The following is a 24,146-nucleotide window of genomic DNA, read 5'->3' as shown; positions in this document are numbered from 1 at the left end:
ACTGCATCATTTCGCTTACATATTGTCCTCTTATTTTAACATTATACTAAATCTTTCACTAAAAAAGCCAAGATAACTTATATTGCACATTTTGCCAATAATAAAATTATATTATACAAAATTTTGTGTATCTATAAATAACTGTCAAGATTTATCTTTTATTATCTACAAATAACACTAAACTCATATTCTTTTCTATTACAGTCAATATTAACATTTATTATCATTTTATGTTATGTTGAGCTTAAAGGTTGGTGAAATAGTGACTTCTACTGAAAATCGATTATATAAAAATGAAAATCAATGCAATAAACGCAAACATCGCAAAAGTTTCAAGTCATTGATTGACGCAGTGTTACTGTATATACCAGAAATTTTCGGTTTATGCTTTCGCTCAATTAAATGGTTAATGTCACGATTATAACGCCATTTTAGGCTTCAAGTTGTCTAACAACAGATATCTCGGAGTCTATTTTTTAATAATTAAAAGACAAATATTTATGTCATTTTGACTAATATACTTGTCAAAATGACAAAGATGTTGTATTGTGACATTAAGGAGTTGATGTCTATTGCGCAATCGCCTGAAAGAACTGCGTGCTCGAGATGGTTATAATCAAACGCAACTTGCAAAGAAAGCAGGGATTTCTAGACAAACCGTTTCTTTAATAGAACGTAATGATTTTACACCATCTATCTTGACCGCTATGAAAATCGCACGGATTTTTGGAGAATCTGTAGAAGATGTCTTCATCATTGAGGAGGAAGATTTATGAAAGTAGGCCGTTATATATTCTTTATAATCATTGGTGGTATCATCGGTGGCTTAATTGGTAGCAATATAGAACGTGTTGGCACGTTTATTGCTTCAACAAATTTCTCTGGTAGTCGCCTGAACCTTATTATATGCGTAAGTACTTCGTTACTTATTTTGGCATTAATGCTATATCAATGGTATGTACAACAACGTTCATTAAAGTATAAATATATGATTTCAAATGTTGATGACGGCAGTGATATAGATCATTATGAGAAGCAAGCAACTTTAGACTATAACAAAGTACACATTATAGCTCATTTACAATTGGCCATTGGTTTTATAGCTATCTTTTTTATTGCTCTAGGCAATGCAGCTCCTAATGAATTTTTTTATGCTCTTATCCCATATTTATTAACTTTAATCCCCTCATTGATGTTAGGCTTCTATTCACGTCGTTTTGATGCTCGACTACCTAAAATAGCCGAAAAACATTACACAGAGAAAGCTTTAGCTTTATTAGATGATGGTGAGCGTCATATTGTATTAATCTCTATGTATAAAAATTATCAAGTAAATATTGTCCTACTGATAATGGCCATTGTCTTCATCGGTATTTTCTCCATCTATACTGGTTTAAACCAGACACCTGGCTTATTAGCACTCATTGTTATTTTTATTTATAACAGCTTAGGCTATTTAATAAAATTACGACAGTTTTATAAAGCATAAAATAATAGTGTATGACGCTTATTATTAAACATAAAATAGAAAAAGGGAGTGTATATCAATGACACAGTTGTTAGAAGTTAGCAATCTTAATAAATCATATACCAAGTCTGACTTTAATCTTAGCGATATTTCGTTGTCGATTGCACCAGGTGAAGTATTGGGGCTGATTGGTAAAAATGGCAGTGGTAAATCCACGTTAATTAATACTTTGGTTGGCAATCGTTTTAAAGACTCTGGTGACATTAAATTTTTTGGACAATCTGTTACTGCAAGGAACAACCAATATAAAGAACACATCGGTGTAGTCTTTGATGATTTAAGGGTCCCAAACAAATTGACTTTAACTGACATAGACAAAGTTTTCACAAATATTTATACGACTTGGGATAGCAATAAATTTAAATCGACGCTAAAAGACTTTGATTTACCTACATCAAATGCGATTAAATCTTTCTCTCGCGGTATGCGCATGAAAGCAGCGATCGCCATTGCCTTGGCACATGATAGTCAACTGCTCATCCTGGATGAAGCAACTGCTGGCATGGACGTGTCAGGTCGTGAAGAAGTCATGGAAATCTTACAAGACTACGTTGCTAAAGACTATGGCATTATGATTTCTTCGCATATTTCAGAAGATATTGAAACACTAGCCACAAAGCTTGTATTTATGCGAGACGGGAAAATTGTCTTACATGTAGATAAATCGCATTTACTCTCACATTATGGCATTGTTAATGTGCCGTTAGCAGAATTCAATGTATCCAATGATTATATCATTGCTTCTAGAAAGCGTAACGATCGCATAGAAGCGTTGATTCATGACAGAAACCTAGTTCCTGAAGCTGAACCATTAAAATCAATCGATGATGCCACAAAAATCATTATGAGAGGTGATAAATAATGAAGGGTTTATTATTAAGCAGTTATTATACATCGAAAAAATCATTATTCACATATCTCATCGTTGCTTTGGCCTCAGCTATTATGTTTAGTTTTTTCAATCCAATCATGACATGCTTTTTAGCTATGATTTTCCTTATTTCACCGGTCACTGATAATATTAAACATGAAAAAGATTCACGCTGGATGTACTATGTTTCGACTTTACCTACAGGTCGAGCAACTTATGTTAAAAGTTATTTTGTCTACTATGGAATACTTATCCTGATTGGCCTAATTATGGGTGCTGGCGCATGTTTCATTGTGACACAAAATATCAATTTAACGCTTATTTCGATACTCGTTGGGATAGGTGGCTCAGGTACATATGCCATTATGTTCCCTTTAACCTTTAAATTTGGACCGGAAAATTCCAATGTCATTATGATTTCAACATCATTCATCGTTATTGGCTTATTTTTCTTCGTGTTCTTTGGATTTGTTATCCCATCGCTAAGTGATAACGGATCATTTGATAGTGTGCTTAGCAATCTAACAACTCTATGGGTGCTTATTATATACGGTATAATAGGATGCGCTCTATTAATCCTTTCTTATATTGCATCATTGCAAATATTTAAACGCCAAGAACTATAACCTTAAATTCTTATATTTAACACAAATGAGCTAGAAATCTACTTTTATTCCACAGATTTCTAGCTCATTTTTAAAATTGCGTAGTATCACTACTTAACATCAAATTCATCTACGAGATCATTAAAATATGGCATACCACCTTGGGCACCCATACCAGTGACAGCATGGCTTGCTGCTAAATTAGCAAATGTAAGTGCTTGGTCTATATCATATCCTTTTTGTAATCCAACAGCAAACGCGCCGTTAAATGTATCTCCTGCCCCTGTTGTATCTACAACTTGACGCTCAAAACCTGGTATCATCACTTTTATATTACCATTATGATACACTGCCCCTTGGTGTCCGAGCGTCACAATCAATTTGTTAGGAAATTGTTCAAGAGCAGCATCAATATTAGTACCAAACATAGCTGCGCTCTCTGTTTCATTCGGTGTTAAATAGGTTGCTTGGTCAATAACTTCTGCAGTCAAATCTCTATACGGCGCTGGATTTAAAATCGTAATAATATCATGTTCTGCACAATATGTAATGACTTCACTGACAGTATCTTCTGGTATTTCTTGTTGCAGCAGCACAATGTCTCCAGCTTTTATATGCTTTAAAGCCGTGGATACATAGCTTGAAGTCACTTCATTATTTGCTGAGGGTACTACGATAATACTATTATCATTATCACAAAGTGTAATATGTGCCGTTCCTGATGCCGAATCAGCAACAGGCTTTACATAATCTACTCGCACCTTATTGCGCTGTAAATTCTCATAAATCTCTTCTCCTAATTGGTCATCTCCAATACGTCCCACCATATAAACTTGCTCACCCAGACGTGCAGCAGCTACCGCTTGATTAGCTCCTTTACCACCTGGTGTAGTGAAAAAAGACGCTCCTAATATCGTTTCACCTTTTTGTGATACTCGTTTAGTTGAAACAACTAAATCCATAGACATACTGCCTACAACATAAATACGCTTCATCTATGTTTCCTCCCTGTTGTCTTATTATGATTTAAAACCAAATATCTTTTTAAAATTAAACCAATATACACACAGCCATTTACTTTGTTAATCAGTAAAAACTCACGTAAAAAAGCAGGTACTCAACGCAACCCACCCCGTATAATTGCGTTGAATTCGAGATAAGATTTTAAACAAGTTAGCATGTATACCCAACCTTCAGTTTTGTCTAACATCATCTGGACATCTTGTTCATGGTAAGGATACTCGCGAACACTGACAATTGTCCCTTCTGCACTTGGTTCAAAACATATCTCGCCTTGATATGTTCCCCATTGGAATTTGATTTGTTCATTAGGTATTGTTTCTTTTATAAAAATTTCCGTAGTAGCATCATATTCTTTGTATTGTAACTGAATCGTTTTCCCCGTTTCCCAACGTTCTGAGCTTGATGAAAACCAAAATCTTCCAATTTTCGCTGGGTCAACAAAGGCCTCATATGCTTTATCTGGTTCAACATTAATTTGCATCTTTGCATTTAATTCCATGTCAACGATCCTCCTATGGTGTTGTATCATCTTTCTGGTTCAAATCTATAGGTTCAGGCGTAAACAATGTTGCTTCGCTATCTTTAGGATAGTAAAATCCTTGAGGAACTGTTTGCAATTCTAATAAACTTCCCCATGGCGTTTGAATATATACAGTTTGATTTCCTGGTGTATCCTCATAGCGCGTATTCGCATGTGGCTCTGACAAAGGAATGCCACCTGCTTTCTTTACTTTTTCTAAAGCTGCAGGAACGTCGTCTACATAAAATGAAATATGCGTATAACCCATATCTTGTAATGTAATCGCCGATGCTTGCGATGCATCTTTAAATTCAAACATTTCAATGTTAGGACCGTGACCAAAGACCATCATACGTTTTTTTATAATCTTAGCTCCCTTTTCAATACCTAATACACGTTCAACAAATTGTCCTGCACGTGGTTCATCTGTTAATTTTTGACTATCATAAGCGATTTTACCATCTAATGCCGTTTGAAAAAATGTCGTCGCTTGTTCTATATCGGGTACGGTTAAGCCAATATGATTAATTCCTCTTGTTACAGCCATGATTTTATTCATCTCTCTTTATCTCATTTTCATTTACTTTACCTATTTACCCTAATCATCATCACTGCTATCACAGTCTTATCTTCTTGCAGCTATTGACAACAGAAATTTGATGCTACCATCTATTCCTGCTTATGTTTAAAACGTACCTGCTGTTTAATTTATTGAAATTGGTAACTGTTATGCGCTTTGGCAAAGCCATTCACTGTGTAAATCATCGAACCGCTTTCTGAGTTGTTTTCAATATCATTTGTACAAATGAGTAATTGATTTGTCCCTGGAATAAATTGAGGGTGCGTGGTACGCAACATTTTCCCTTCATCACGACCGGGCATTAGAATTTGACCAATTGGATAGCCACGGCGATTAAACACAAGTACACGACCTTGGCCATACATGGCTACATATAAATTATCGTCACTGTCAATGCAACATGAATCCGGTCCTTCATGCCCAGTAAAATAGTATGGAATTGTCGCGCCAAACGGTGCAATCGTCACACCATCATCTTCAAGCTGTATACGATGCAATCGATTTGTTGTAGTTTCTGTCACCCATAAAATTTTCTCATCCGTACTTAATGCAATTCCATTGGCTACTGAAATATTTTGAATGACAGGTGTGACGGTTTGAAAATCAGGTGAAACATAATAAACACCACCTTGTGGCTGTGTAGAGTATCCTCTAAAATCTGTAAAATAGAATCCACCTTTACTATCGAAAACCATATCATCTATACAATAATCATTACCAATATCCGAAATAATATCTTCAAAGTGTTGACCGTCTGCATCCGTCGCAAAGATGCCACCTGTTGTCTTAAAGTCCCCTAAATAACACGTGAACAAACGGCCATCCTTATGAATTTTTACTGCTGCGGGATTAACTTTAGGCGCTTGAAAAGCCGTACTTAATTTTTTCTTGGCAACATCAACTTTAAATACTCGCCCACCAAAAACTTCACACAAATATAAATCACCTTGCTGATCAAAAATCAAACCTTCTAACTGTAAGCCATCATCCGAAACTTTTAACCAAGGTTCCGCCGTTACCGTTTGTAAATCAGCCTCAGAAATAATCGGTACAGCGCTTTTAGAGGCACCAATGTATTTTAATGTAGGAAGTGCTTGTTCACACATGATTTATTCTCCTTTACATCGCAATTTATAGCTCTATCATATTATATGTGACCGTTTTCATCAAAAAAATATCATTCTCCATATCCGTCTGTTGATGTATTTGCGGCTTAATCTATTGAATAATGAATCATATTTGATAAAATATAGTAATGTCTTTTTTAAGAAAATTTGATTATTGTCATTTACTACATTTAACGATATAACTTTTAGAATAAGGAGAATCACAAATTATGGATTATAATGTACTGCTATATTACAAATATACAACCATTGATGACCCTGAAACATTTGCAGCTGAGCACTTAGCATTCTGTAAAGCAAACAACTTAAAAGGTAGAATCTTAGTTTCTACTGAAGGTATTAATGGTACGTTATCAGGTACGAAAGAAGATACAGAAAACTATATGGCACATATGCATGCAGACGAACGTTTTGCAGATATGACGTTTAAAATTGATGAAGCTGAAGGGCATGCTTTCAAAAAAATGCATGTGCGACCTCGTAATGAAATTGTTGCGTTAGGTTTAGAAGATGATGTAGATCCTCGTGTAACAACTGGTAAATATTACTCACCAAGCGAATTCAAAAAAGCTTTGGAAGATGATGAAACAATTATTTTGGATGCTCGTAATGATTATGAATTCGATTTAGGGCACTTCCGCGGTGCAATTCGTCCAGATATTACACGTTTCAGAGATTTACCAAATTGGATTCGTGAAAACAAAGATCAATTAGAAGGTAAAAACATCGTAACATATTGTACTGGCGGTATTCGTTGCGAAAAATTCTCTGGTTGGCTAGTCAAAGAAGGCTTTGAAAACGTAGGTCAATTACATGGTGGTATCGCAACTTACGGTAAAGACCCTGAAACAAAAGGTGCATATTGGGACGGTAAAATGTACGTCTTCGATGAACGTATCAGTGTTGATATCAATCAAATTGAAAAGACCGTTATTGGCAAAGAACATTTCGACGGTACGCCTTGCGAACGGTATATCAACTGTGCCAACCCTGAATGTAATAAACAAATTCTGGTTTCCGAGGAAAATGAAGCAAAATATCTTGGCGCTTGTTCTTATGACTGTGCTAAACATGAGCGCAATCGTTATGTTGCTGAACATAATATTAGTGATGAAGCATGGAAACATCGTTTAGAAAATTTTAAAGATGTGCCAGAACGCGCACATGCTTAATTGCAATTCAAAAGAAGGACTCGAAAGATGCTATTTGCGTCTCGAGTCCTTCTTTTATTAATTATGATTGCTGTTGTTCATATTTCTTATCTGCTTTTCCTTTTAAGAAGATAGCGCCTGCTGCCAAAATGACTATAAAGATGACAGAACCTATAATACCTGCATACTTAACGATATTACCAAAGATAATACCTACAGCTAAGAAGTCTGTATCTGAAAATGTTGTTGTCGCTAAACCTAAGTCTCCCAAGAAAGGGATAAATAATAATGGCAAGAACGTAATTAATATACCATTCAAGGCCGCACCAGCAACAGCACCTTTAATACCGCCTCGAGCATTACCAAAGACAGCAGATGTTGCACCTAGGAAAAAGTGTGCAACAACACCTGGTAATATGACAATGCCTCCCGTGAAAAATAGAATGAACATGCCAATTACCCCGGTAATAAAACTAACAAAGAATCCTATTAGCACAGCATTTTGTGCATATGGAAAGACAATTGGACAATCCAATGCTGGTTTAGAGCTCGGTACTAGTTTTTCCGAAATACCCTTAAACGCCGGAACAATTTCAGCTAAAATTAAACGTACCCCTGTTAAGATAATAAAAACACCTGCCGCAAAGGTCACACCTTGAATAACTGAAAAGACTATAAAGTTTTGTCCTTGGCTAATATGATCATGCACATAACCTACACCGGCAAATAGACAAGCAATCAAGTATAGCAGTGCCATGGTAATAGAAATACTAATTGTACTTTCTCGTAAAAAACTTAATCCTTTAGGAAATTTAATTTCTTCCGTAGATTTAGATTTCCCTTTAAAGAGTTTACCAACCTCACCCGCTGCCCAGTAACTGATTGTTCCAAAATGACCTAATGCAACTTGATCATTTCCAGTTATTTTACGCATAGTAGGTTGTGCTAACGTTGGTAATATGGACATTAATAAGCCTAGTAACACAGCACCAATTGTTACAGTTAAATAACCTTTAATATGACCGACTGTCAATAAAATGGCTAAAAAGGCAGCCATATAAAAGGTATGATGTCCTGTTAAGAAAATATATTTTAAATTTGATATGCGTGCAATCACAATATTAATTAACATACCAAATACCATGATTAACGCAGCTGTTGTCCCATAGTCCTTTAATGCTAATGAAATAATTGCTTCATTGTTTGGCACGACACCTTGAACACCAAATGCATGTTGGAATATTTTTCCAAAAGGTTCTAATGAATTAGACACAACGCCTGCACCGGCACTTAAAATAAGAAAGCCTAACATTGTTTTAATGGTACCTGTTGTAATCGCTGTGGCTGATTTTTTCTGTACTAACAAACCAATTAACGCAATCAATGCAACTAGAATCGCAGGTTGACTTAAAATATCAACAATAAAATCTAATATGGCATGCATGTGCGTCGCCTCCTTTAAATCATATTTAATGCTTGTAATTTTTGTTGTAATTTTTGTTGCAATTCTTCTTTATCTAAAATATTATCTAGCACTAAGACGTCTCCCAAGCGCTGTGCATTTTCTGCTAAATCGCGTCCACAAATAAATAAATCTGCCATTTCGGGACTTGCAGTCATAATATCACTATGCTCTACTTCGATATCTGCTGGTGCAGCTAAATTTTTCAGTGCTTCTTGTGCATTCATTTCTACCATAAAACTACTACCTAAACCATGTCCGCATACGACTAAAATTTTCATTATTCATCCGTCTCCTTTAATAAATTTAAAATTTCTGCTTTGTCTTGAGTTGCTAATAATTGTTGAACTGTATCTTTATCACCTAACACGCTGGCCAAATCTTGTAATACTGTAAGATGTGACTGCCCATCTACTGCGCTAAGCACAAACACTAATGATGCATAATGTCCTTCCTCCGAAAAGTTAACATGTTCCTTTAATTTAAGTAAGCTTAACCCTACCTCATTCACGTCACCATTTGGTCTAGCATGGGCGATGGCTATTTCGGGCGCAATGACAATATATGGTCCAAATTCATTGACACTATTAATCATGGCATCTACATAACCTTCATTGATAACATTTGCATTTATGAGTGGCTGTGCCGCTTCATGAATGGCAGTTGACCAGTCTGTGGTAGATGTTTTGACTACTACTTTATCTTCTGTCAATAAATCTAATGTCACCTTGCATTCCTCCTCTCAATCTAAATCGTCGATAAATCTATGAACAACTTCAAGTTGCCCATCTAAAATATGTTGCCTGTCTTTGTCATTCGTAATCAGTGCACTAAGTTGCCCAAGTGCAGTGAGATGAAAAGTAGGATTTTTTGTTGCCAATACAATAACAATATGCACTGGGTCATAATGTTGATGTCCAAAACGCACGCCATGCTCAAAGTAACACATTGAAAATCCTGCATCTTGAAGCACATGTGCCGTGCTTGCATGAACCAATGCAATATTTGGACTAATCACCATATATGGCCCAAATTTTTCTAACTGTGCAATCATCTCTTCAACATAGTCCTGCGCTACAATACCATCTTGTATTAATGCCGTTGTTGCATGTGCGATGGCTTCATTGCGCTGCATATGCTGTTGACACTTTTGAATGCGATGAATCGGCAACAACTGTCGTAACGTATAACCCTCTTGGTCAAGACGTTGCACCTTTTGTTCACGATGCGTATTGACGATGTGGTTTAATTTTTCTCTTGCCGCTAAGCTAAGAAAAGGATCAACAATAATAACGGGAATCTGTGTTGCCTCACATGGAACTGTTGAAATGATGTAATCTATGCCCCGTGCTAACAATTGACTTTCATCAATTTGATATATCGAGTAAGCATCTAAAATATCAAATTCTGGATAAACATTGCGCAGCTTATTTTTTAATAATTGTGATGTGCCAATGCCTGAACCACACAATAGTACAACTTTAATTTGATCTTGATGCTGGGCAATACGTTCAATACTTGACGCGAAATGAATCACGATAAAGGCAAGTTCATCTACCGTAAATGTAATATCATAGGTCTGTTCTAACAACGTAATTTGGCTCTCAATGATTCCAACAAGCTGATGATATTGTTGATAAATCTCTTCTTGCAATGGATTTTGTTGACTCATTCGATATTTAAGTCGATGAAGCGCTGGTTTCATATGAAGCAATAAGTTATCAAATAACTTGTCATCCTTATGCATGTCAATGCCTATTTCAGCACTGACTTGATAAATAAAACGTCGCAACACAGTTTCTAAACCTTCTTGCGTCCCCCGCATTTCTGCATTTGTCGAAACTTTTGACCCTAATAAATGCAGCGTGATAAAAATTGCTTCTGAATCTGGAAATTTAATATTAAATTGTCCTTCTAAGTTGTCTTTTAACTGTGATGCAATTTGAAACTGATACGTTTGTTTCAATGTTTCAGCTTGTTCGCTTGGCACATCAAATGAAAACTTTCCCTTTAGCCTATGAATAGCGATAAGCAAATGATATATCAATCCATCAATCGCACTTTGTACAAGATGATAATCCATTTGTGTCAATGTATGAATCACGGTGTTTCTCACTTTAGTCAATTCTTCATCCGTAAATATATCTAATGTGATGAATGGCGACATTGTTTTAAAATATACTTGAATTCTGTTAGCGTAGGCACTGCGGTAAGCTTCTTCATCCCCTGTAATCATAAAGCCTTTATTTTTAATATAGGCTAATTCGAGTTGATATTGTGTTAACCAATGCTGAATCGCTTTCAAATCATTGACAATCGTTCGTCGTGATACAGCCATTGCTTGTGCCAAATCACTTGAAGTCAACGGTTGTGATGTTTCGAATAATTTTAATATGATATTTAATACACGTTCATCTTTTGATAAGTGTACATCCGTATAAATAAGTTCATCATTTTTAGACAACGTCTCTTGTAAATTGTGGATTCTAACTCCATATGATTTGTGTCGTTGTAACGTAAATTGTCTTTCTCGCTGTAGATCCTCAATATGTTCGAGGTCATATTGAATCGTACGTTGAGAGACGTCAAACATGGTTGCTAAATCTGCAATTGTAGTATATTGCTCTGATTTCACTAAAAGGTCAAAAATTTTACTTTGCCGATTATTTAACAATTGTATCAACGCCTCCTTTTATAATTGTAAGCGATTTCTTTAGTGAATAGGTGTGCAACTTATTTCGTTTTAAAATCCGCAAAATTGCATAGCTATAGCATAACATCATTTAACATATTTTCTCTTTATTTTAAAAAGTTGAAACAGCTGTCTCAACCTATTATAATTGAAAATAATTCTCAATTAAATCTAATTGGAGGTTGTTGTAAACATGTGTACAGGCTTTACTTTCCAATCACATAATAATGAAGTTATTCTAGGAAGAACAATGGATTATGACTGGCCTTTAACTGGGCATCCTGCCGTCCAGCCACGTCATTATGAATGGAAATCACGTGTCGATTATCAAGGACAAACGCTTTACGGCTTTGTTGGTACTGGCAGCGACATGGAAGGATTTATTTTTGGTGATGGCATGAATGAACACGGATTAGCCATCTCCACTCAGTACGATCGTGATTATTGCAGTTATGCCTCTCAGTGTCGTGAAGATGCTATGAACATTTCACAAAATGAAGTACTTACTTGGGTACTTGGCTACCATCAATCTATAGAAGAGTTATGTGCTCATGCGGATCAAGTTAACGTTGTAGCTGTAACTTTAAATGATATCAACGATGTACCACCATTACATTATCACGTTTCTGATGCTAGTGGTCGTACAGTCGAGTTAACATTTGACCAAGGACGTGTAGTCATTCATGACAATCCAATTGCTGTGTTGACGAATAATCCTGACTTAAATTGGCATTACGAAAATTTAAAAAACTATGTCGCAATCACACCTTATCGTCCTTCAGCCAAACAATTTAATGATGTCGAACTAACAACGCTTGGTAGTGAAGGTGGCACACGAGGTTTACCTGGCGGATTCACCTCTCCAGAGCGCTTTGTACGTGCAGCTTATCTTATACGTCATCTACAACCTTCTGATGACGATTATGCAGTTCTTGACGCCTTCAGAATTCTTGATGCTGTAAGCATTCCAAAAGGTGCCGTACGCTCACAAAATGACGATTTGCATTATACGTTATATCAAACCGTCTTTAATCTAACTTCACGCACGATGTTCGTCAAATATTATCAATCCAATCAGATTATTGAATTATCACTAACTGAATCCTTGCTTAACCAGTCGCACTTACAACTATTCGAACCAATATCTGGCATATCAACCACTAAGCTAAATTAAGCACACAGTTTTAGCATAAATATAAAAGAAGCACAAAGACGATTTTTAATGTCAAATCATCTTTGTGCTATTATTTTGTTATTGATATCCCATCCAGAAATGATTTAAAATCGAATTTTAAGCTTTTACATTGCGCGGTATCAATACAAAGGCTGAAATAACACCTAAAATCATCACAATGGCACCTGCAATAAACGAAACCATAGCTGCCGTTTCAACTGTATAGAATTGCAAACATACAGTAAATATGGTCGTATTAAAGGCAATGCCGAATGCACCACCAAGCGTCGCACCCATTTTATAAAGTCCTGTAGCAAAGCTTACTTTGTGCTCTGGCATATTAAAAATCGCAATCGTCAATCCTGGCGTTGCAACTAAGCCATTGCCGATAGCACAAATCACGTAAGCAATTGTTACAATCGCAATATACAAATGTGTCGTTAATGATGTCATACTAATCAGCATAATACCTAATGTTGGGAATAATGGACCGGCGATTAACATACTTTTACCGCCATAGCGTTTAATCGCAAGTTCACCTAAACGAATCATCGCAACTGCCATAATCGTATAAGGTACTATTACCAAGCCTGTTTGCATTTCAGTCAATCCGAGTTGCTTTTGGGCATAAACATTAAAGACAACCGTTGTTCCTGTCCCTGTATTAACCACAAAATTATTAATTGTTGATCCTAAAAAAGCTCTGTTTTTGATAATTGAAAAATCGATGAATGGTACTTTTTGTCGTTTTTCATATAAATAAAAAATAATGAGCGCCATAATCATTACAACTACAAGTGTGATAGTAAATGTACCTATCCCATAGTTAAACCCTTGTGTCATTAATATCATTAAAGCAGCAATAAACACCCCAAAAATGAACATACCAACATAATCAAATGGCTGATGATTACGTTCTGCACGAGGCACCTCTTGTTTATTCTTTAATATCCATAAAGCAACCACAGATAAAATAATAGATAAAACGAAAATACTTTGCCAATGTAAGTATTGTGATATTGTCCCACCAATATATGAAGCAAAACCAATCCCCCCAACAGTGGCAATCATCAAATAACTATATGCTTTACGTAACGTTTCCCCACTAAAACGATCCGTCACTAAGCCAATCGTAGACGGTAATAGTACCGCTGCAGATAAACCTTGAAATATACGACCAATAATCAGAAATGCTGTTAAATGGGTACTAATTAAACATATACAGCCAATAATACTTAACATCAGCCCCAATTTAGTCATTTTTAAGTTTCCAACTTTATCCGCAACATCACCTGCACCAACCATAAAAATTCCTGTGACAAACGCAACAATACTAATAGATAAGTTTAATGTCGTATCCACTGCTCCAAAAGTATGTTGTACGCTTGCACCTATATTAATAAATGACTGGGCAAACATCCAATATGTTAACACTGCCAAACATGCAGCGAGTACTAGACTTAAATCAAATTTATGGTCTTTGATAGACACATCATTCACTCCTTTAACATTCTAAGGTCAATTCCTATTGAGAATAATTATCAATTAACCATTCGTTATTATATCATGCTTCAGCTTGCAACACTATACGAATAATGACTTTTCTAATTAACGACTTCACCAAACAAATCGCATAGGTATTTTATTTACCGCTAAAATTTATTTTTTCAATTCTTTATTCATCATAAATGTAATTCATTTTATTTTTTAGTTATGCTAATATTAAGAAAATTGCAGTATATATATGCAATGATTATTTGTTAAGGAGGATTATTATGGAATGGCTTAAATTGATTGGGATATTAATTATTATTTTGGGATTTTTATTTAAGTTTGATACGATTGCGGTTATTCTTGTAGCTGCATTAATTACTGGTCTTGTATCTGGCTTAGATTTCACAGAGGTTTTGTCTATTCTAGGCAAGGCTTTCGTTGACAACCGTTTAGTTACACTCTTCATGTTGACATTGCCTATGGTTGGTTTGATTGAACGTTTTGGCTTAAAACAACAAGCTTCTAAATTAATCAGTAATGTGAAACGCGTCACCGCTGGAAGGCTACTTACACTCTATTTAATTATTCGAGAGATTGCAGGCATCGCATCCATTCGTGTTGGTGGGCACCCTCAATTTGTGCGTCCACTTATCAATCCTATGGTACAAGGTGCTTTACGTACACGTTATAATCTTACTGATGCTACGATTGATGCCAAAGATATTGAAAAGCTTAAAGCTGAAGCATCAGCAATGGAAAACTATGGGAACTTCTTCGGCCAAAATTTATTTGTTGGGGCTGCTGGGGTCTTGTTGATGGTTGGAACATTTAGCTCATTACATATTAAAGTAAACGCCATCGACTTAGTTCTTGCATCAATTCCAGTAGCAGTTATTACATTACTGCTTATATGGATTAAAAACATGATGTTAGATCGTTATTTCAATAAAAAATATGGTCGCAACGAGGTGAAAACACATGAGTCAAACAACAATTAACCACATTCTTGAATTTTTTTATATTTTAATTGGACTACAATTTTTATATACTGCTTATCGTGCTTTACGAGCTACTGATAAACAAAAACGAATTGGGACTGCACTATTTTGGACTATATTAGCTATACTTTTTATTGCTGGTCCTTATATTCCAAATGCACTTAATGGTGCGCTCGTATTATGTATGGGGGCATTAACACTCTTTAAACAAGTCCAAATTAAAAACATTATCGATGTCACTGAGAAAGAAGCTGAACGCGGATCTGACCGTTATGGTAATAAATTATTTATTCCTGCAGTGGCCTTAGCCGTTATTGCAGTTGTTGTTTCAAACTGGACGCCTTTAGGTGGTGCCATTGGCTTAGGTATTTCATCAGTACTCGGTTTAATCGCCGCTGTATGGATTATTAGACCAAAATTACACTACATCCTGTATGATAGCGATCGTTTGACACAACAAGTTGGTACTACAGGTATATTACCGCAATTTTTAGCAGCATTAGGTGTTCTCTTTACTGCTAGTGGCGTAGGCCAAGTCATTTCTAAGGGTATTTCATCATTTTTACCTGAAGGCAATCATTTTATCGGTGCTATCGCTTATATCTTAGGTATGGTGATCTTCACTATATTGATGGGTAATGCTTTTGCAGCATTCACTGTCATTACTGCAAGTATTGGTATTCCTTTTGTCATTGCACAAGGTGGCGATCCAGTGATTGCAGGTGCCTTAGCGATGACTGGTGGATTTTGTGGAACTTTATTAACACCAATGGCTGCTAACTTTAACACGTTACCTGTCGCTTTGCTTGAAATGAAACATGAATTTGGCGTCATTAAAGCACAAGCACCAATTGCTATCGCGCTAATTATTGTTCATATTGCATTAATGTATTTATGGGCATTCTAACTATAGACACGCATTCCGTAAAAATTTTAGGAGGTAATATATTTATGGACATACTCGTTACAGCATTTGATCCCTTTGGTGGAGAAAAGATTAACCCCGCATTAGAAGTCGTTAAACGTTTAGACACGAACATCGGTGCACATACTATTACTAAACTAGAAATACCGACAGTCTTTCATGAATCAAAAGATGTCATTGCACAGAAATTAGCACAACAACATTTTGATGCCGTATTAGCTATTGGACAAGCCGGTGGACGTTTTGAAATCACACCAGAACGTGTCGGTATTAATATCGATGATGCACGTATCGCTGATAACAAAGGTAATCAACCTATTGATGTAGCGATTCAGCCTGATGGTGCACCTGCATACTTCTCAAATTTGCCTGTTAAAACAATGACAGAAGCGATTAAAGCTGAAGGTATTCCAGCAAAATTATCAAACACTGCTGGCACGTTTGTCTGCAACCACGTTCTATATCAACTTGGTTATCTTGCTGATACACAATTTACAGGTCTTTTATTTGGTTTTATCCATGTTCCTTTTATTCCTGAACAAGTAACAACTAAACCTGAAACACCTTCCATGTCAATAGACACAATGACAAAGGGCTTAACTGCTGCCATAAAAGCGATATCTTATGGTGATGACCAAAAAATCGCCTTAGGTGAGACACATTAAAATATAGTTATTACATTTGTAAAGCCACAAAATGCTTTAAACAACACATTTTGTGGCTTTCATTTACTTTGTGATACAATATGTAAACGTTTTACAAAAATGAAACGATAGTCGCTTCAACGTTAATACATATATGGATTAAAATAGGTACCTCTAAACGTTGTGTTTTTAAAAAAGCTACAACTAAGATGATTCCTGAAATACCATAGACAATCCATTCTATAACATTAGATGGTCCATGAACTGCGGCAAAGGCAATGACTGAAACGATCCCCCCAACAATGGGAATTCGACGAAAAATCCCTTTAATTATGAAGGCACGAAAAATACACTCTTCTATAATTGGTCCTACAATCCCAATAGATAACAGTTGTAGTAACAATGGTACACCACTTAAATATGCATCTAATTCCTCTTGATTTGCTGTCGTAGAAATAAAAAACATTGCAATATAATCACATACAATGGATATAATGACACCAACAACAACATAAACAAGGTGCCGCTTGGTTAGCTTATTAAAATTAAAGACATGCAAATTGAATGCGTTCATTAAACCAAATATACCGACTAAAAAGGCTAGCGATAATAAATAATAGTAACCACTTTTTAAAAAAAGAAAATCTAATGATTCAGCTATAAACAATAATATGATAAACATGATACTTTGTAATAACAATTTCCAATAATGTTTCGTCGATAATTGGTATTGATGAAGCGGTTGATGTGTCTCTATCATAATATTTACCTCTCTGTCTTTTATTATGAAACTCATTGTATTACTGTCATATTTCTTCACTAATACGTATATTTCAAATACTTTATAAGCAAACTTTATCGTGCTTTTAACACAAGCACAAGTTCTTACGAAACAATTTAAGCTAATTTTAAGCATCCTTTTTTTAAAATTCTTGTGAAGCACTATAACAACTTGTAGATGATGTCAATTATATGTTACATTACTCATGTAGATGCGCAATGTTGCATTGTTATGATTTCAAAATCAACATAAAAGGGTGGGTTTATAGTGAATGATTACCATACTTCAACAGAACAGCGCTACAACGAAACAAATAGCACGATAGAAAGCAGTACCAAAAATGTAAAACCTAGAGGTAATATCATCCTAAATATTTTGATCTTTATTGGCTGGATGCTTTTATCACAAATGGTGATCTTAATAATTTTTGGAATCCTCAAGTTGTCTTCTATATTTAATTCATTCAGCGGAGCAATACTTACATGCCTATTTATAGTTATAGCGACAATCATTACGTGGCTCATTAGACGTTATTACATACGCCATTCATATGAAGAACGTCAGAAATTTAAACTAAAAGATATCGGTATTAATATTGGTTGGGCAGTATTGTTACGTGTTTTGGCACTGGCTTTTAGTTATTTGCTACATATCACAACTGGATCGGGGCAAAGCGAAAATGACAAAATGCTATTAGGTGATGCGAATCATCAGATCTCAGATGCAAGTCAATTACCTCAAATTTTTCCATTTTTGATGTTTATACTAACAATTAGTATACTCACGCCGTATCTTGAAGAGCTCATTTATAGAGGTATTTTTAAGGAAACATTATTTAGTCGTGCAGCTTTCTGGTTGCCATTAATCTTGTCATCCTTGATCTTTGCTTTACAACATAGCGTAACTGACATTATTTCAATATTAATGTTTATGTTTATGGGAATTATTTTTTATCTTGCTTATTCACGACGCGGTAATGTTCGAGATAGCATGATGGTTCATATGATTCATAATAGTACTACTGGTATTATCCTGCTCATAGGCTACTTCTATGTCTTACTTCACTAGTCAGAAAAAGGCTATGACATAAAAAATAAACAGTTTCGCAGTATTAAAAAATGGCAATTTTCTTTGGATTTATATGAAAACTGCCATTTTTATATGCTTTTATTTTTATTCAATTAATTCAAGACAATAAAACTAAAGCACGTGGCTACTCTGTTTAATTAATCATATGCCTTTGTTTTAATGCCTTTTGCTTTTAAGAACTTTTCAATTTTCTTCTGTTCTCTTCCATTGACAACGTCTCTATCCTCATTTAACTGTTTAATATCATCAAGTACAGATGCGTCATCTTTTTTAGAAAGTTCATAACTCTTCTTGTCTATTTTATTACTTGCTTTTGTATATTCACTTATTTTATTCGTGAACTTATCATAGCCACCCTTTGGTAACACGTTATTATGAATATAGCGCGCAAAATTTTGATCATTTTGATCAGTAAGTTGCATCAATTTAACAAATTCATCTTGTTGTGATGTCGTTAACTTATCATCAGAATCTATGATATCCATATAGTAGAATTTTGCATCTGTCAACTCACGATCAGTATCTAAATAAAGTTGAATATCTTGCTTCATTGTCTTTTCAGAAATTGAATCATTTGTTGTTTGTTTATTGAAAATTTGAGTAGGTATTTTTTTCTTCGTCACACTATCATCGTCATCATCGTGATCGTCTTCTGTGTCACAAGCGACAATTATGAATGACAGCAAGCATAATGTTAATATAAGTACAAATTTTTTCATAATCAAACTCCTATTTTATCTATTGTCTTAATCTCCGCCTTAACATGACTAACACTACAATAACACTCACGTAACCCAAAATAGATATGATTGACGCTTCAAAACCAAATTCACCACCTGTAAGTGCAAAGTTATGACTGTCGAGTATGTATTGAAATACTTTATCATCAACTTGTTTCTCTGTGATATAAAAGACTTGACTGATGTTCCAGAAGAAATGCAATGTCGCACTTGCCCAAATACTACGGAAGACATAAGCAGTTAATCCAAACATAACACCTGCCAAAGAACCACCAACTAATAATTGAAGAAAGCTTCCTACATTTAACGCGCCATTAAGTACGTGAATTGCGCCAAAAAATATACTCGTAGTCAAAATGGCAACAACAATATTAGTCTTTTTCTCAATATAGCCCATCAATAGACCACGAAAAACAAGCTCTTCAACTATAGCACCGGCTACAGCCACTTGGAAAATATCCCAAAATAGCGAACGGAACAACGTATCCTGTGTCTTAAAATGTGAGATTTTAAATTCCCCAGGCACAAAAATCAAATAAAATAGTATAACGCTAAGCGGTAAAATGATACCAAGTATAACCGCTCTGATATCAAAATGTGGTGATACAATTCGATAATCTACGCGTCTTTGCTTTAGTCCCTTTTCTATCATTAACCGCACAAAAAAATAAATCACAATACAATAAATTAATGCACTGATGATTATACCTATCCCTAAAAATGGAATCATCTCATCAAAAATAGCTCCTAAGGCTTGTGCAACAATAATCATCAAAAATGCTAAAACAAACATCCCCAAAATCTTTATATAGTTCATTTATGTATTTTCCTTCCCTTAAATGACTATGATTACATTAACTTCAAATACAAATACATATTATCATATTTTTCAATAAACTAATAATTCTCTTAAACCATCATATATAACATCAACTATTTTCAGTTCACAAATTAGTTAAAAACCTATAATTCCTCATGTTTATGACTTTTTACACACTTCTATATGCAAAATTTCGATTGTAAACGTTTACTAAAATGCATGTAATATGTTACTATATATATGAATATTAAAACATTTGTTTATATTAAAAACATATGTTTATAAGGAGGTGCACAGATGAATAAAAATGAACAAGCAATTTTCAACTTGGTTAAAGAAAACCCTTATATTACACAACTTGAATTAGCTGAACGCATAGGATTATCACGACCGGCAGTTGCAAATATTATTTCAGGATTAATGCGCCAACGATACATACTTGGTAAGGCTTATGTCATAAATGAAGAAAGCCCGATTGTTTGCATTGGCGCGGCTAACGTCGATCGCAAATTCTATATTGATACACCCTTACAACCAAAAACATCTAATCCTGTTTTCTCCTCCAGATCCATCGGTGGTGTTGGTAGGAATATTGCAGAAAATTTAGGCCGTTTAGGAGAGAAAGTGACCTTTTTAACTGCAAGTGGTAATGATAGTGAATGGGATATGATTAATAGAATGTCTTCACCTTTCATGGATTTAAGCGCCATACAACCAATAGAAAATGCTAGCACAGGCTCATACACTGCTGTCATTAAAGATGGCGATATGGAATATGGCTTTGCTGATATGGAAATCTATGAACAGATTACACCTGATTTTTTAGCACGTTATGCACAAATTTTAACTAAAGCAAAGTGTCTCGTTGCTGATTTGAATTTACCTAAAAGCGCGCTAGAATTTCTTAGTGCTTTTGCCCAAAAGAATCATATTAAGTTTGTTATCGTGCCAGTTTCTTCACCTAAGATGGTACGCATGCCTCAATCCTTGCACGCCGTAGATTGGTTAATCATCAATCGTGATGAGAGTGAGACATATCTTAATATGTCAATTCGCAATATTTCTGACATGCAACGTGCTGCAGAAAAATGGGTTGAACTCGGCGTGTCTAATGTCATCATTACAAACGGTCTTGAACCACTTATTTTTAAAAATTGTCATACAAAACACATCGTACCTATTTCTCCAGCACAGCATTTTGTCGATGCGACTGGAGCTGGTGACTCCTTTACTAGTGCAGTGATTTATAGTTGGCTCAATGACTTCTCACTCCAAGATATTATTAAATCCGGCATGGTCAATTCTTTAAAAACGGTTGAAACAAATTATACCGTACGTCAAAACCTTGATAATGAACAACTTAAACGTGATATGGAGGAATATAATTATGAAGCAATATCTTGAATTTTCAAGCGAAGTAGCTGAAGCGAAAAAGCATAATCAACCGATCGTCGCTTTAGAATCAACAATCATTTCTCATGGTATGCCCTACCCTCAAAATATCGAAATGGCCAAAAATGTAGAGCAAATCATTCGTGACCATGGTGCTGTTCCAGCGACGATTGCTTTGATAAATGGAAAAATTAAAATCGGCTTAAACGAGGCAGATTTAGAAACACTCGCACATAGTGAAAATGTTGCTAAAGTTTCTCGTCGTGATTTACCAGAAATCATTGCTACTAAACGCATTGGTGCCACAACTGTAGCATCTACAATGATTTGTGCAGCATTAGCTGACATACCATTCTTTGTCACTGGTGGTATTGGTGGCGTGCATAAAGGTGCAGAAGAAACCATGGATATTTCTGCAGATTTAGATGAGTTTGCAAAAACAAATGTTAGCGTTATCTGTGCAGGCGCTAAATCAATATTAGATCTGCCAAAAACAATGGAATATTTAGAAACAAAAGGTGTGCCTGTTATTGGCTACCAAACAGACGAACTGCCCGCATTTTTCACTAGAGAAAGTGACGTAGCATTGACAAGTCGTGCAGACACACCCGAAGAAATAGCACGTATTTTTAAAGCTAAACAAGATTTACATCTTGAAGGTGGTATGGTCATTGCTAATCCAGTTCCTGAAAAAGATGAACTACCTAAAGACTACATCGATGCAATCATTGATGATGCTGTCAAAGAAGCAAAAGTTCAAGGAATCCACGGGAAAGATTCTACACCATTCTTACTCAAAACAATTGTTGAAAAAACTGCAGGAAAAAGTTTACAAACAAATATTAAATTAGTTGAAAATAACGCTGTCGTTGGTGCTCAAATAGCGGTTGCTTTCAATCAACTGTAGGTGATAATCATGTCAATACTATTTGGGATGTTAGGTGTTGCTTTTGCTTTAATCGTAGCATTTATTTTTAGCTTTAATAGGAAAGCAATTGACTATAAAAAACCATTGATTATGTTAGTAATCCAAGTACTGCTTGTCTTATTTATGATGAACACCACGATAGGTTTACATATTCTGACCGCCATGGGAACTTTCTTTGAAGGGCTGATGAACATTAGTAAAGCTGGTATAGATTTTGTATTTGGAGACTTGCAAAATAAAGGTGGCTATAATTTCTTCTTAAATGTGTTATTGCCATTAGTGTTTATTTCAGTGCTCATTGGCATATTAAATTATTTCAAAATCTTGCCTTTCATTATTAAAGTTGTCGGTTATATTATCAATAAAATTACACGCATGGGAAAACTAGAAAGCTATATTGCTATTTCAACATCGATGTTAGGTCAACCTGAAGTTTACTTAACAGTTAAAGATATTATTCCAAAGCTGTCTAAAGAAAAGTTATACACGATTACAACTTCAGGGATGAGTGCAGTTAGTATGGCAATGCTAGGCTCTTATATGCAGATGATTGAACCAAAATACGTTGTAACTGCCGTTATGTTAAATATCTTCAGCGCATTAATTATCGCAAGTATCATCAATCCTTATCATTCTGATGACAAGGAAGTAGATTTAAACGTGATTGATACACAAGCAACAAACAAGAAGACGGTAAATGGTTCAACTAAAGCAAAGAAACCTGCATTCTTCCAAATGATTGGAGACAGCGCGATTGATGGTTTCAAGATTGCAGTAACGGTCGCCATCATGTTACTCGCATTTATCTCATTAATGAAAGGCATTACAATTGTCTTTGATCTGGTGGGTCTAGACTTCAAACAAATCATTGGTTATATTTTTGCGCCAATCGCTTTTATTATGGGTGTACCATGGGAAGAAGCGATTCGTGCTGGATCGATTATGGCTACTAAATTAATTACGAATGAGTTTGTTGCGATGTTAGACTTCCAAAAGATAGCTTCATCTTTATCACCTAAAACACAAGGTATTATTTCGGTATACTTAGTCAGTTTCGCCAACTTTGGGACAGTTGGTATTATGGTGGGAGCCATCAAAGGAATTAGTAGTGAGCAAGGCAATAAAGTAGCGACATTTGCACTACGACTACTTTTAGGTGCAACTCTAGCTTCAATCGTGTCAGCAAGCCTTATCGGTTTGGTATTATAATGACATCATCCTCTACACTATCGTAGCTCTTAAATCCAATAAATATATATACGAACGTGGGACATAAATCCCAATATAATAGCACAAAGATGATTTAAAATTAAGAATCGTCTTTGTGCTTCTTTATATAATCCATACTTAATATGTGTCTTTAACATTAACAAATATGATTAAGACGTACTTTTCTTGTGGATTTATACTAAAAAGGTCTGGACATTAAGTTCTTAAACAATGTAAAAAAGACAATTTCTATTAAAATTATTTAATAGAAATTGTCTTTTCTCTTATGTATTAGATAATATACAGCTCGTTATCATTTTAGGGGGATAAGATGTAGTCCCACGATAGTGTTTGAATTCATCAAATTCATTATCTGGGATTGTTTCAACAATT

The 24,146-nt window shown here is 35.2% G+C and carries 25 protein-coding genes; 13 read left to right on the top strand and 12 right to left on the bottom strand.

The window, feature by feature from the left end:
• The first annotated feature begins 572 nt into the window (after positions 1–572).
• Genes HMPREF2597_RS00285 through HMPREF2597_RS00270 form a run of 4 tightly spaced genes read left to right on the top strand, consistent with a single transcriptional unit; the run spans position 573 to position 3,025 of the window.
• Positions 573–776 carry a helix-turn-helix transcriptional regulator gene (locus tag HMPREF2597_RS00285; protein ID WP_002460658.1) on the top strand — a complete coding sequence of 68 codons (204 nt, stop codon included), beginning with the start codon at positions 573–575 and terminating at the stop codon, positions 774–776.
• Positions 773–1,489, top strand: coding sequence for a DUF3169 family protein (locus HMPREF2597_RS00280; RefSeq protein WP_002478991.1), 717 nt, complete (start codon positions 773–775; stop codon positions 1,487–1,489). The genes HMPREF2597_RS00285 and HMPREF2597_RS00280 overlap by 4 nt, the downstream gene beginning before the upstream one ends.
• Positions 1,490–1,547: 58 nt before the next feature.
• A complete protein-coding gene (locus tag HMPREF2597_RS00275) occupies positions 1,548–2,390 on the top strand; it encodes an ABC transporter ATP-binding protein (RefSeq protein ID WP_002460661.1) in 843 nt (280 codons plus the stop codon).
• Entirely contained in the window at positions 2,390–3,025 is a 636-nt protein-coding gene (locus tag HMPREF2597_RS00270) for an ABC-2 transporter permease (RefSeq protein WP_002478992.1), read from the top strand. Before HMPREF2597_RS00275 ends, HMPREF2597_RS00270 begins: the two co-directional genes overlap by 1 nt.
• A gap of 89 nt (positions 3,026–3,114) precedes the next feature.
• Here the strand turns inward: HMPREF2597_RS00270 and rbsK are convergent, their stop codons facing one another.
• The 4 genes from rbsK to HMPREF2597_RS00250 form a co-directional block, all read right to left on the bottom strand.
• Positions 3,115–3,999 (bottom strand): ribokinase, encoded by an 885-nt coding sequence (rbsK, locus tag HMPREF2597_RS00265; protein WP_002478993.1) that lies wholly within the window; start codon positions 3,997–3,999, stop codon positions 3,115–3,117.
• Between the two features lie 122 nt (positions 4,000–4,121).
• Positions 4,122–4,526, bottom strand: coding sequence for an SRPBCC domain-containing protein (locus HMPREF2597_RS00260; RefSeq protein ID WP_002478994.1), 405 nt, complete (start codon positions 4,524–4,526; stop codon positions 4,122–4,124).
• 13 nt (positions 4,527–4,539) lie between these two features.
• Positions 4,540–5,106 carry a VOC family protein gene (locus HMPREF2597_RS00255; protein WP_070817092.1) on the bottom strand — a complete coding sequence of 189 codons (567 nt, stop codon included), beginning with the start codon at positions 5,104–5,106 and terminating at the stop codon, positions 4,540–4,542.
• Between the two features lie 149 nt (positions 5,107–5,255).
• Complete coding sequence (locus HMPREF2597_RS00250; protein ID WP_070817091.1) at positions 5,256–6,233, bottom strand: SMP-30/gluconolactonase/LRE family protein; 978 nt, start codon at positions 6,231–6,233, stop codon at positions 5,256–5,258.
• A 230-nt stretch (positions 6,234–6,463) separates the two neighbouring features.
• Here HMPREF2597_RS00250 and HMPREF2597_RS00245 point away from each other — a divergent pair, with 230 nt between their 5' ends.
• Positions 6,464–7,426 carry an oxygen-dependent tRNA uridine(34) hydroxylase TrhO gene (locus HMPREF2597_RS00245; RefSeq protein ID WP_002478997.1) on the top strand — a complete coding sequence of 321 codons (963 nt, stop codon included), beginning with the start codon at positions 6,464–6,466 and terminating at the stop codon, positions 7,424–7,426.
• 61 nt (positions 7,427–7,487) lie between these two features.
• Here the strand turns inward: HMPREF2597_RS00245 and HMPREF2597_RS00240 are convergent, their stop codons facing one another.
• From HMPREF2597_RS00240 to HMPREF2597_RS00225, 4 genes are read right to left on the bottom strand one after another with little or no spacing between them, the layout of a single operon-like run.
• Positions 7,488–8,849, bottom strand: a complete 1,362-nt coding sequence (locus HMPREF2597_RS00240; RefSeq protein WP_002460674.1) for a PTS ascorbate transporter subunit IIC — start codon at positions 8,847–8,849, stop codon at positions 7,488–7,490.
• 14 nt (positions 8,850–8,863) lie between these two features.
• Positions 8,864–9,148, bottom strand: coding sequence for a PTS sugar transporter subunit IIB (locus tag HMPREF2597_RS00235; protein WP_002460675.1), 285 nt, complete (start codon positions 9,146–9,148; stop codon positions 8,864–8,866).
• The gene (locus HMPREF2597_RS00230; RefSeq protein ID WP_002478998.1) at positions 9,148–9,594 is read right to left on the bottom strand and encodes a PTS sugar transporter subunit IIA; all 447 of its coding nucleotides are present in this window, start codon (positions 9,592–9,594) and stop codon (positions 9,148–9,150) included. The genes HMPREF2597_RS00235 and HMPREF2597_RS00230 overlap by 1 nt, the downstream gene beginning before the upstream one ends.
• A 15-nt stretch (positions 9,595–9,609) precedes the next feature.
• Positions 9,610–11,541 (bottom strand): BglG family transcription antiterminator, encoded by a 1,932-nt coding sequence (locus tag HMPREF2597_RS00225; protein ID WP_002478999.1) that lies wholly within the window; start codon positions 11,539–11,541, stop codon positions 9,610–9,612.
• Positions 11,542–11,752: 211 nt separating this feature from the next.
• On the opposite strand from HMPREF2597_RS00225, the gene HMPREF2597_RS00220 reads away from it, so the two are divergent.
• Entirely contained in the window at positions 11,753–12,733 is a 981-nt protein-coding gene (locus tag HMPREF2597_RS00220; RefSeq protein ID WP_002479000.1) for a choloylglycine hydrolase family protein, read from the top strand.
• A gap of 117 nt (positions 12,734–12,850) precedes the next feature.
• Here the strand turns inward: HMPREF2597_RS00220 and HMPREF2597_RS00215 are convergent, their stop codons facing one another.
• A complete protein-coding gene (locus HMPREF2597_RS00215) occupies positions 12,851–14,224 on the bottom strand; it encodes an MFS transporter (RefSeq protein WP_002479001.1) in 1,374 nt (457 codons plus the stop codon).
• A 284-nt stretch (positions 14,225–14,508) separates the two neighbouring features.
• On the opposite strand from HMPREF2597_RS00215, the gene HMPREF2597_RS00210 reads away from it, so the two are divergent.
• Genes HMPREF2597_RS00210 through pcp form a run of 3 tightly spaced genes read left to right on the top strand, consistent with a single transcriptional unit; the run spans position 14,509 to position 16,815 of the window.
• Entirely contained in the window at positions 14,509–15,225 is a 717-nt protein-coding gene (locus tag HMPREF2597_RS00210) for a DUF969 domain-containing protein (protein WP_002460682.1), read from the top strand.
• Complete coding sequence (locus HMPREF2597_RS00205; RefSeq protein ID WP_002479002.1) at positions 15,206–16,132, top strand: DUF979 domain-containing protein; 927 nt, start codon at positions 15,206–15,208, stop codon at positions 16,130–16,132. The genes HMPREF2597_RS00210 and HMPREF2597_RS00205 overlap by 20 nt, the downstream gene beginning before the upstream one ends.
• A gap of 44 nt (positions 16,133–16,176) precedes the next feature.
• Positions 16,177–16,815 carry a pyroglutamyl-peptidase I gene (gene pcp, locus HMPREF2597_RS00200; RefSeq protein WP_002479003.1) on the top strand — a complete coding sequence of 213 codons (639 nt, stop codon included), beginning with the start codon at positions 16,177–16,179 and terminating at the stop codon, positions 16,813–16,815.
• Positions 16,816–16,906: 91 nt separating this feature from the next.
• Here the strand turns inward: pcp and HMPREF2597_RS00195 are convergent, their stop codons facing one another.
• Positions 16,907–17,554 carry a CPBP family intramembrane glutamic endopeptidase gene (locus HMPREF2597_RS00195; protein ID WP_002479004.1) on the bottom strand — a complete coding sequence of 216 codons (648 nt, stop codon included), beginning with the start codon at positions 17,552–17,554 and terminating at the stop codon, positions 16,907–16,909.
• Positions 17,555–17,842: 288 nt separating this feature from the next.
• On the opposite strand from HMPREF2597_RS00195, the gene HMPREF2597_RS00190 reads away from it, so the two are divergent.
• Positions 17,843–18,643: a CPBP family intramembrane glutamic endopeptidase gene (locus tag HMPREF2597_RS00190; protein WP_002479005.1), complete on the top strand. Its 801-nt coding sequence runs from the start codon at positions 17,843–17,845 to the stop codon at positions 18,641–18,643.
• Between the two features lie 158 nt (positions 18,644–18,801).
• Here HMPREF2597_RS00190 and HMPREF2597_RS00185 read toward each other — a convergent pair whose 3' ends face one another.
• Both HMPREF2597_RS00185 and HMPREF2597_RS00180 read right to left on the bottom strand, forming a co-directional pair.
• On the bottom strand, positions 18,802–19,383 hold the full coding sequence (locus HMPREF2597_RS00185; protein ID WP_070817090.1) for an NDxxF motif lipoprotein: 582 nt from the start codon (positions 19,381–19,383) through the stop codon (positions 18,802–18,804).
• A gap of 19 nt (positions 19,384–19,402) precedes the next feature.
• Positions 19,403–20,221, bottom strand: coding sequence for a CPBP family intramembrane glutamic endopeptidase (locus HMPREF2597_RS00180; protein WP_002460689.1), 819 nt, complete (start codon positions 20,219–20,221; stop codon positions 19,403–19,405).
• A gap of 300 nt (positions 20,222–20,521) precedes the next feature.
• Here HMPREF2597_RS00180 and HMPREF2597_RS00175 point away from each other — a divergent pair, with 300 nt between their 5' ends.
• Genes HMPREF2597_RS00175 through HMPREF2597_RS00165 form a run of 3 tightly spaced genes read left to right on the top strand, consistent with a single transcriptional unit; the run spans position 20,522 to position 23,753 of the window.
• A complete protein-coding gene (locus HMPREF2597_RS00175; protein WP_070817089.1) occupies positions 20,522–21,628 on the top strand; it encodes a carbohydrate kinase in 1,107 nt (368 codons plus the stop codon).
• Positions 21,612–22,523, top strand: a complete 912-nt coding sequence (locus HMPREF2597_RS00170; protein ID WP_002479008.1) for a pseudouridine-5'-phosphate glycosidase — start codon at positions 21,612–21,614, stop codon at positions 22,521–22,523. The genes HMPREF2597_RS00175 and HMPREF2597_RS00170 overlap by 17 nt, the downstream gene beginning before the upstream one ends.
• Positions 22,524–22,532: 9 nt before the next feature.
• Positions 22,533–23,753 (top strand): NupC/NupG family nucleoside CNT transporter, encoded by a 1,221-nt coding sequence (locus HMPREF2597_RS00165; RefSeq protein WP_002479009.1) that lies wholly within the window; start codon positions 22,533–22,535, stop codon positions 23,751–23,753.
• Positions 23,754–24,146: the final 393 nt, after the last annotated feature.

It is taken from the genome of Staphylococcus sp. HMSC063A07 (assembly GCF_001836955.1).
Classification (GTDB): Bacteria; Bacillota; Bacilli; order Staphylococcales; family Staphylococcaceae; genus Staphylococcus; species Staphylococcus lugdunensis.
This window is presented reverse-complemented; position numbering and strand designations above follow the sequence as displayed.

What these genes read in the sequence shown, in the direction of transcription:
- HMPREF2597_RS00280 (WP_002478991.1), top strand. Translation starts at nt 773, where the DNA reads ATGAAAGTAGGCCGTTATATATTCTTTATAATCATTGGTGGTATCATC.
- HMPREF2597_RS00275 (WP_002460661.1), top strand. Translation starts at nt 1,548, where the DNA reads ATGACACAGTTGTTAGAAGTTAGCAATCTTAATAAATCATATACCAAG.
- HMPREF2597_RS00270 (WP_002478992.1), top strand. Translation starts at nt 2,390, where the DNA reads ATGAAGGGTTTATTATTAAGCAGTTATTATACATCGAAAAAATCATTA.
- rbsK (WP_002478993.1), bottom strand. Translation starts at nt 3,999, where the DNA reads ATGAAGCGTATTTATGTTGTAGGCAGTATGTCTATGGATTTAGTTGTT.
- HMPREF2597_RS00260 (WP_002478994.1), bottom strand. Translation starts at nt 4,526, where the DNA reads ATGGAATTAAATGCAAAGATGCAAATTAATGTTGAACCAGATAAAGCA.
- HMPREF2597_RS00255 (WP_070817092.1), bottom strand. Translation starts at nt 5,106, where the DNA reads ATGAATAAAATCATGGCTGTAACAAGAGGAATTAATCATATTGGCTTA.
- HMPREF2597_RS00250 (WP_070817091.1), bottom strand. Translation starts at nt 6,233, where the DNA reads ATGTGTGAACAAGCACTTCCTACATTAAAATACATTGGTGCCTCTAAA.
- HMPREF2597_RS00245 (WP_002478997.1), top strand. Translation starts at nt 6,464, where the DNA reads ATGGATTATAATGTACTGCTATATTACAAATATACAACCATTGATGAC.
- HMPREF2597_RS00240 (WP_002460674.1), bottom strand. Translation starts at nt 8,849, where the DNA reads ATGCATGCCATATTAGATTTTATTGTTGATATTTTAAGTCAACCTGCG.
- HMPREF2597_RS00235 (WP_002460675.1), bottom strand. Translation starts at nt 9,148, where the DNA reads ATGAAAATTTTAGTCGTATGCGGACATGGTTTAGGTAGTAGTTTTATG.
- HMPREF2597_RS00220 (WP_002479000.1), top strand. Translation starts at nt 11,753, where the DNA reads ATGTGTACAGGCTTTACTTTCCAATCACATAATAATGAAGTTATTCTA.
- HMPREF2597_RS00210 (WP_002460682.1), top strand. Translation starts at nt 14,509, where the DNA reads ATGGAATGGCTTAAATTGATTGGGATATTAATTATTATTTTGGGATTT.
- HMPREF2597_RS00205 (WP_002479002.1), top strand. Translation starts at nt 15,206, where the DNA reads ATGAGTCAAACAACAATTAACCACATTCTTGAATTTTTTTATATTTTA.
- pcp (WP_002479003.1), top strand. Translation starts at nt 16,177, where the DNA reads ATGGACATACTCGTTACAGCATTTGATCCCTTTGGTGGAGAAAAGATT.
- HMPREF2597_RS00195 (WP_002479004.1), bottom strand. Translation starts at nt 17,554, where the DNA reads ATGATAGAGACACATCAACCGCTTCATCAATACCAATTATCGACGAAA.
- HMPREF2597_RS00185 (WP_070817090.1), bottom strand. Translation starts at nt 19,383, where the DNA reads ATGAAAAAATTTGTACTTATATTAACATTATGCTTGCTGTCATTCATA.
- HMPREF2597_RS00180 (WP_002460689.1), bottom strand. Translation starts at nt 20,221, where the DNA reads ATGAACTATATAAAGATTTTGGGGATGTTTGTTTTAGCATTTTTGATG.
- HMPREF2597_RS00175 (WP_070817089.1), top strand. Translation starts at nt 20,522, where the DNA reads ATGAATAAAAATGAACAAGCAATTTTCAACTTGGTTAAAGAAAACCCT.
- HMPREF2597_RS00170 (WP_002479008.1), top strand. Translation starts at nt 21,612, where the DNA reads ATGAAGCAATATCTTGAATTTTCAAGCGAAGTAGCTGAAGCGAAAAAG.
- HMPREF2597_RS00165 (WP_002479009.1), top strand. Translation starts at nt 22,533, where the DNA reads ATGTCAATACTATTTGGGATGTTAGGTGTTGCTTTTGCTTTAATCGTA.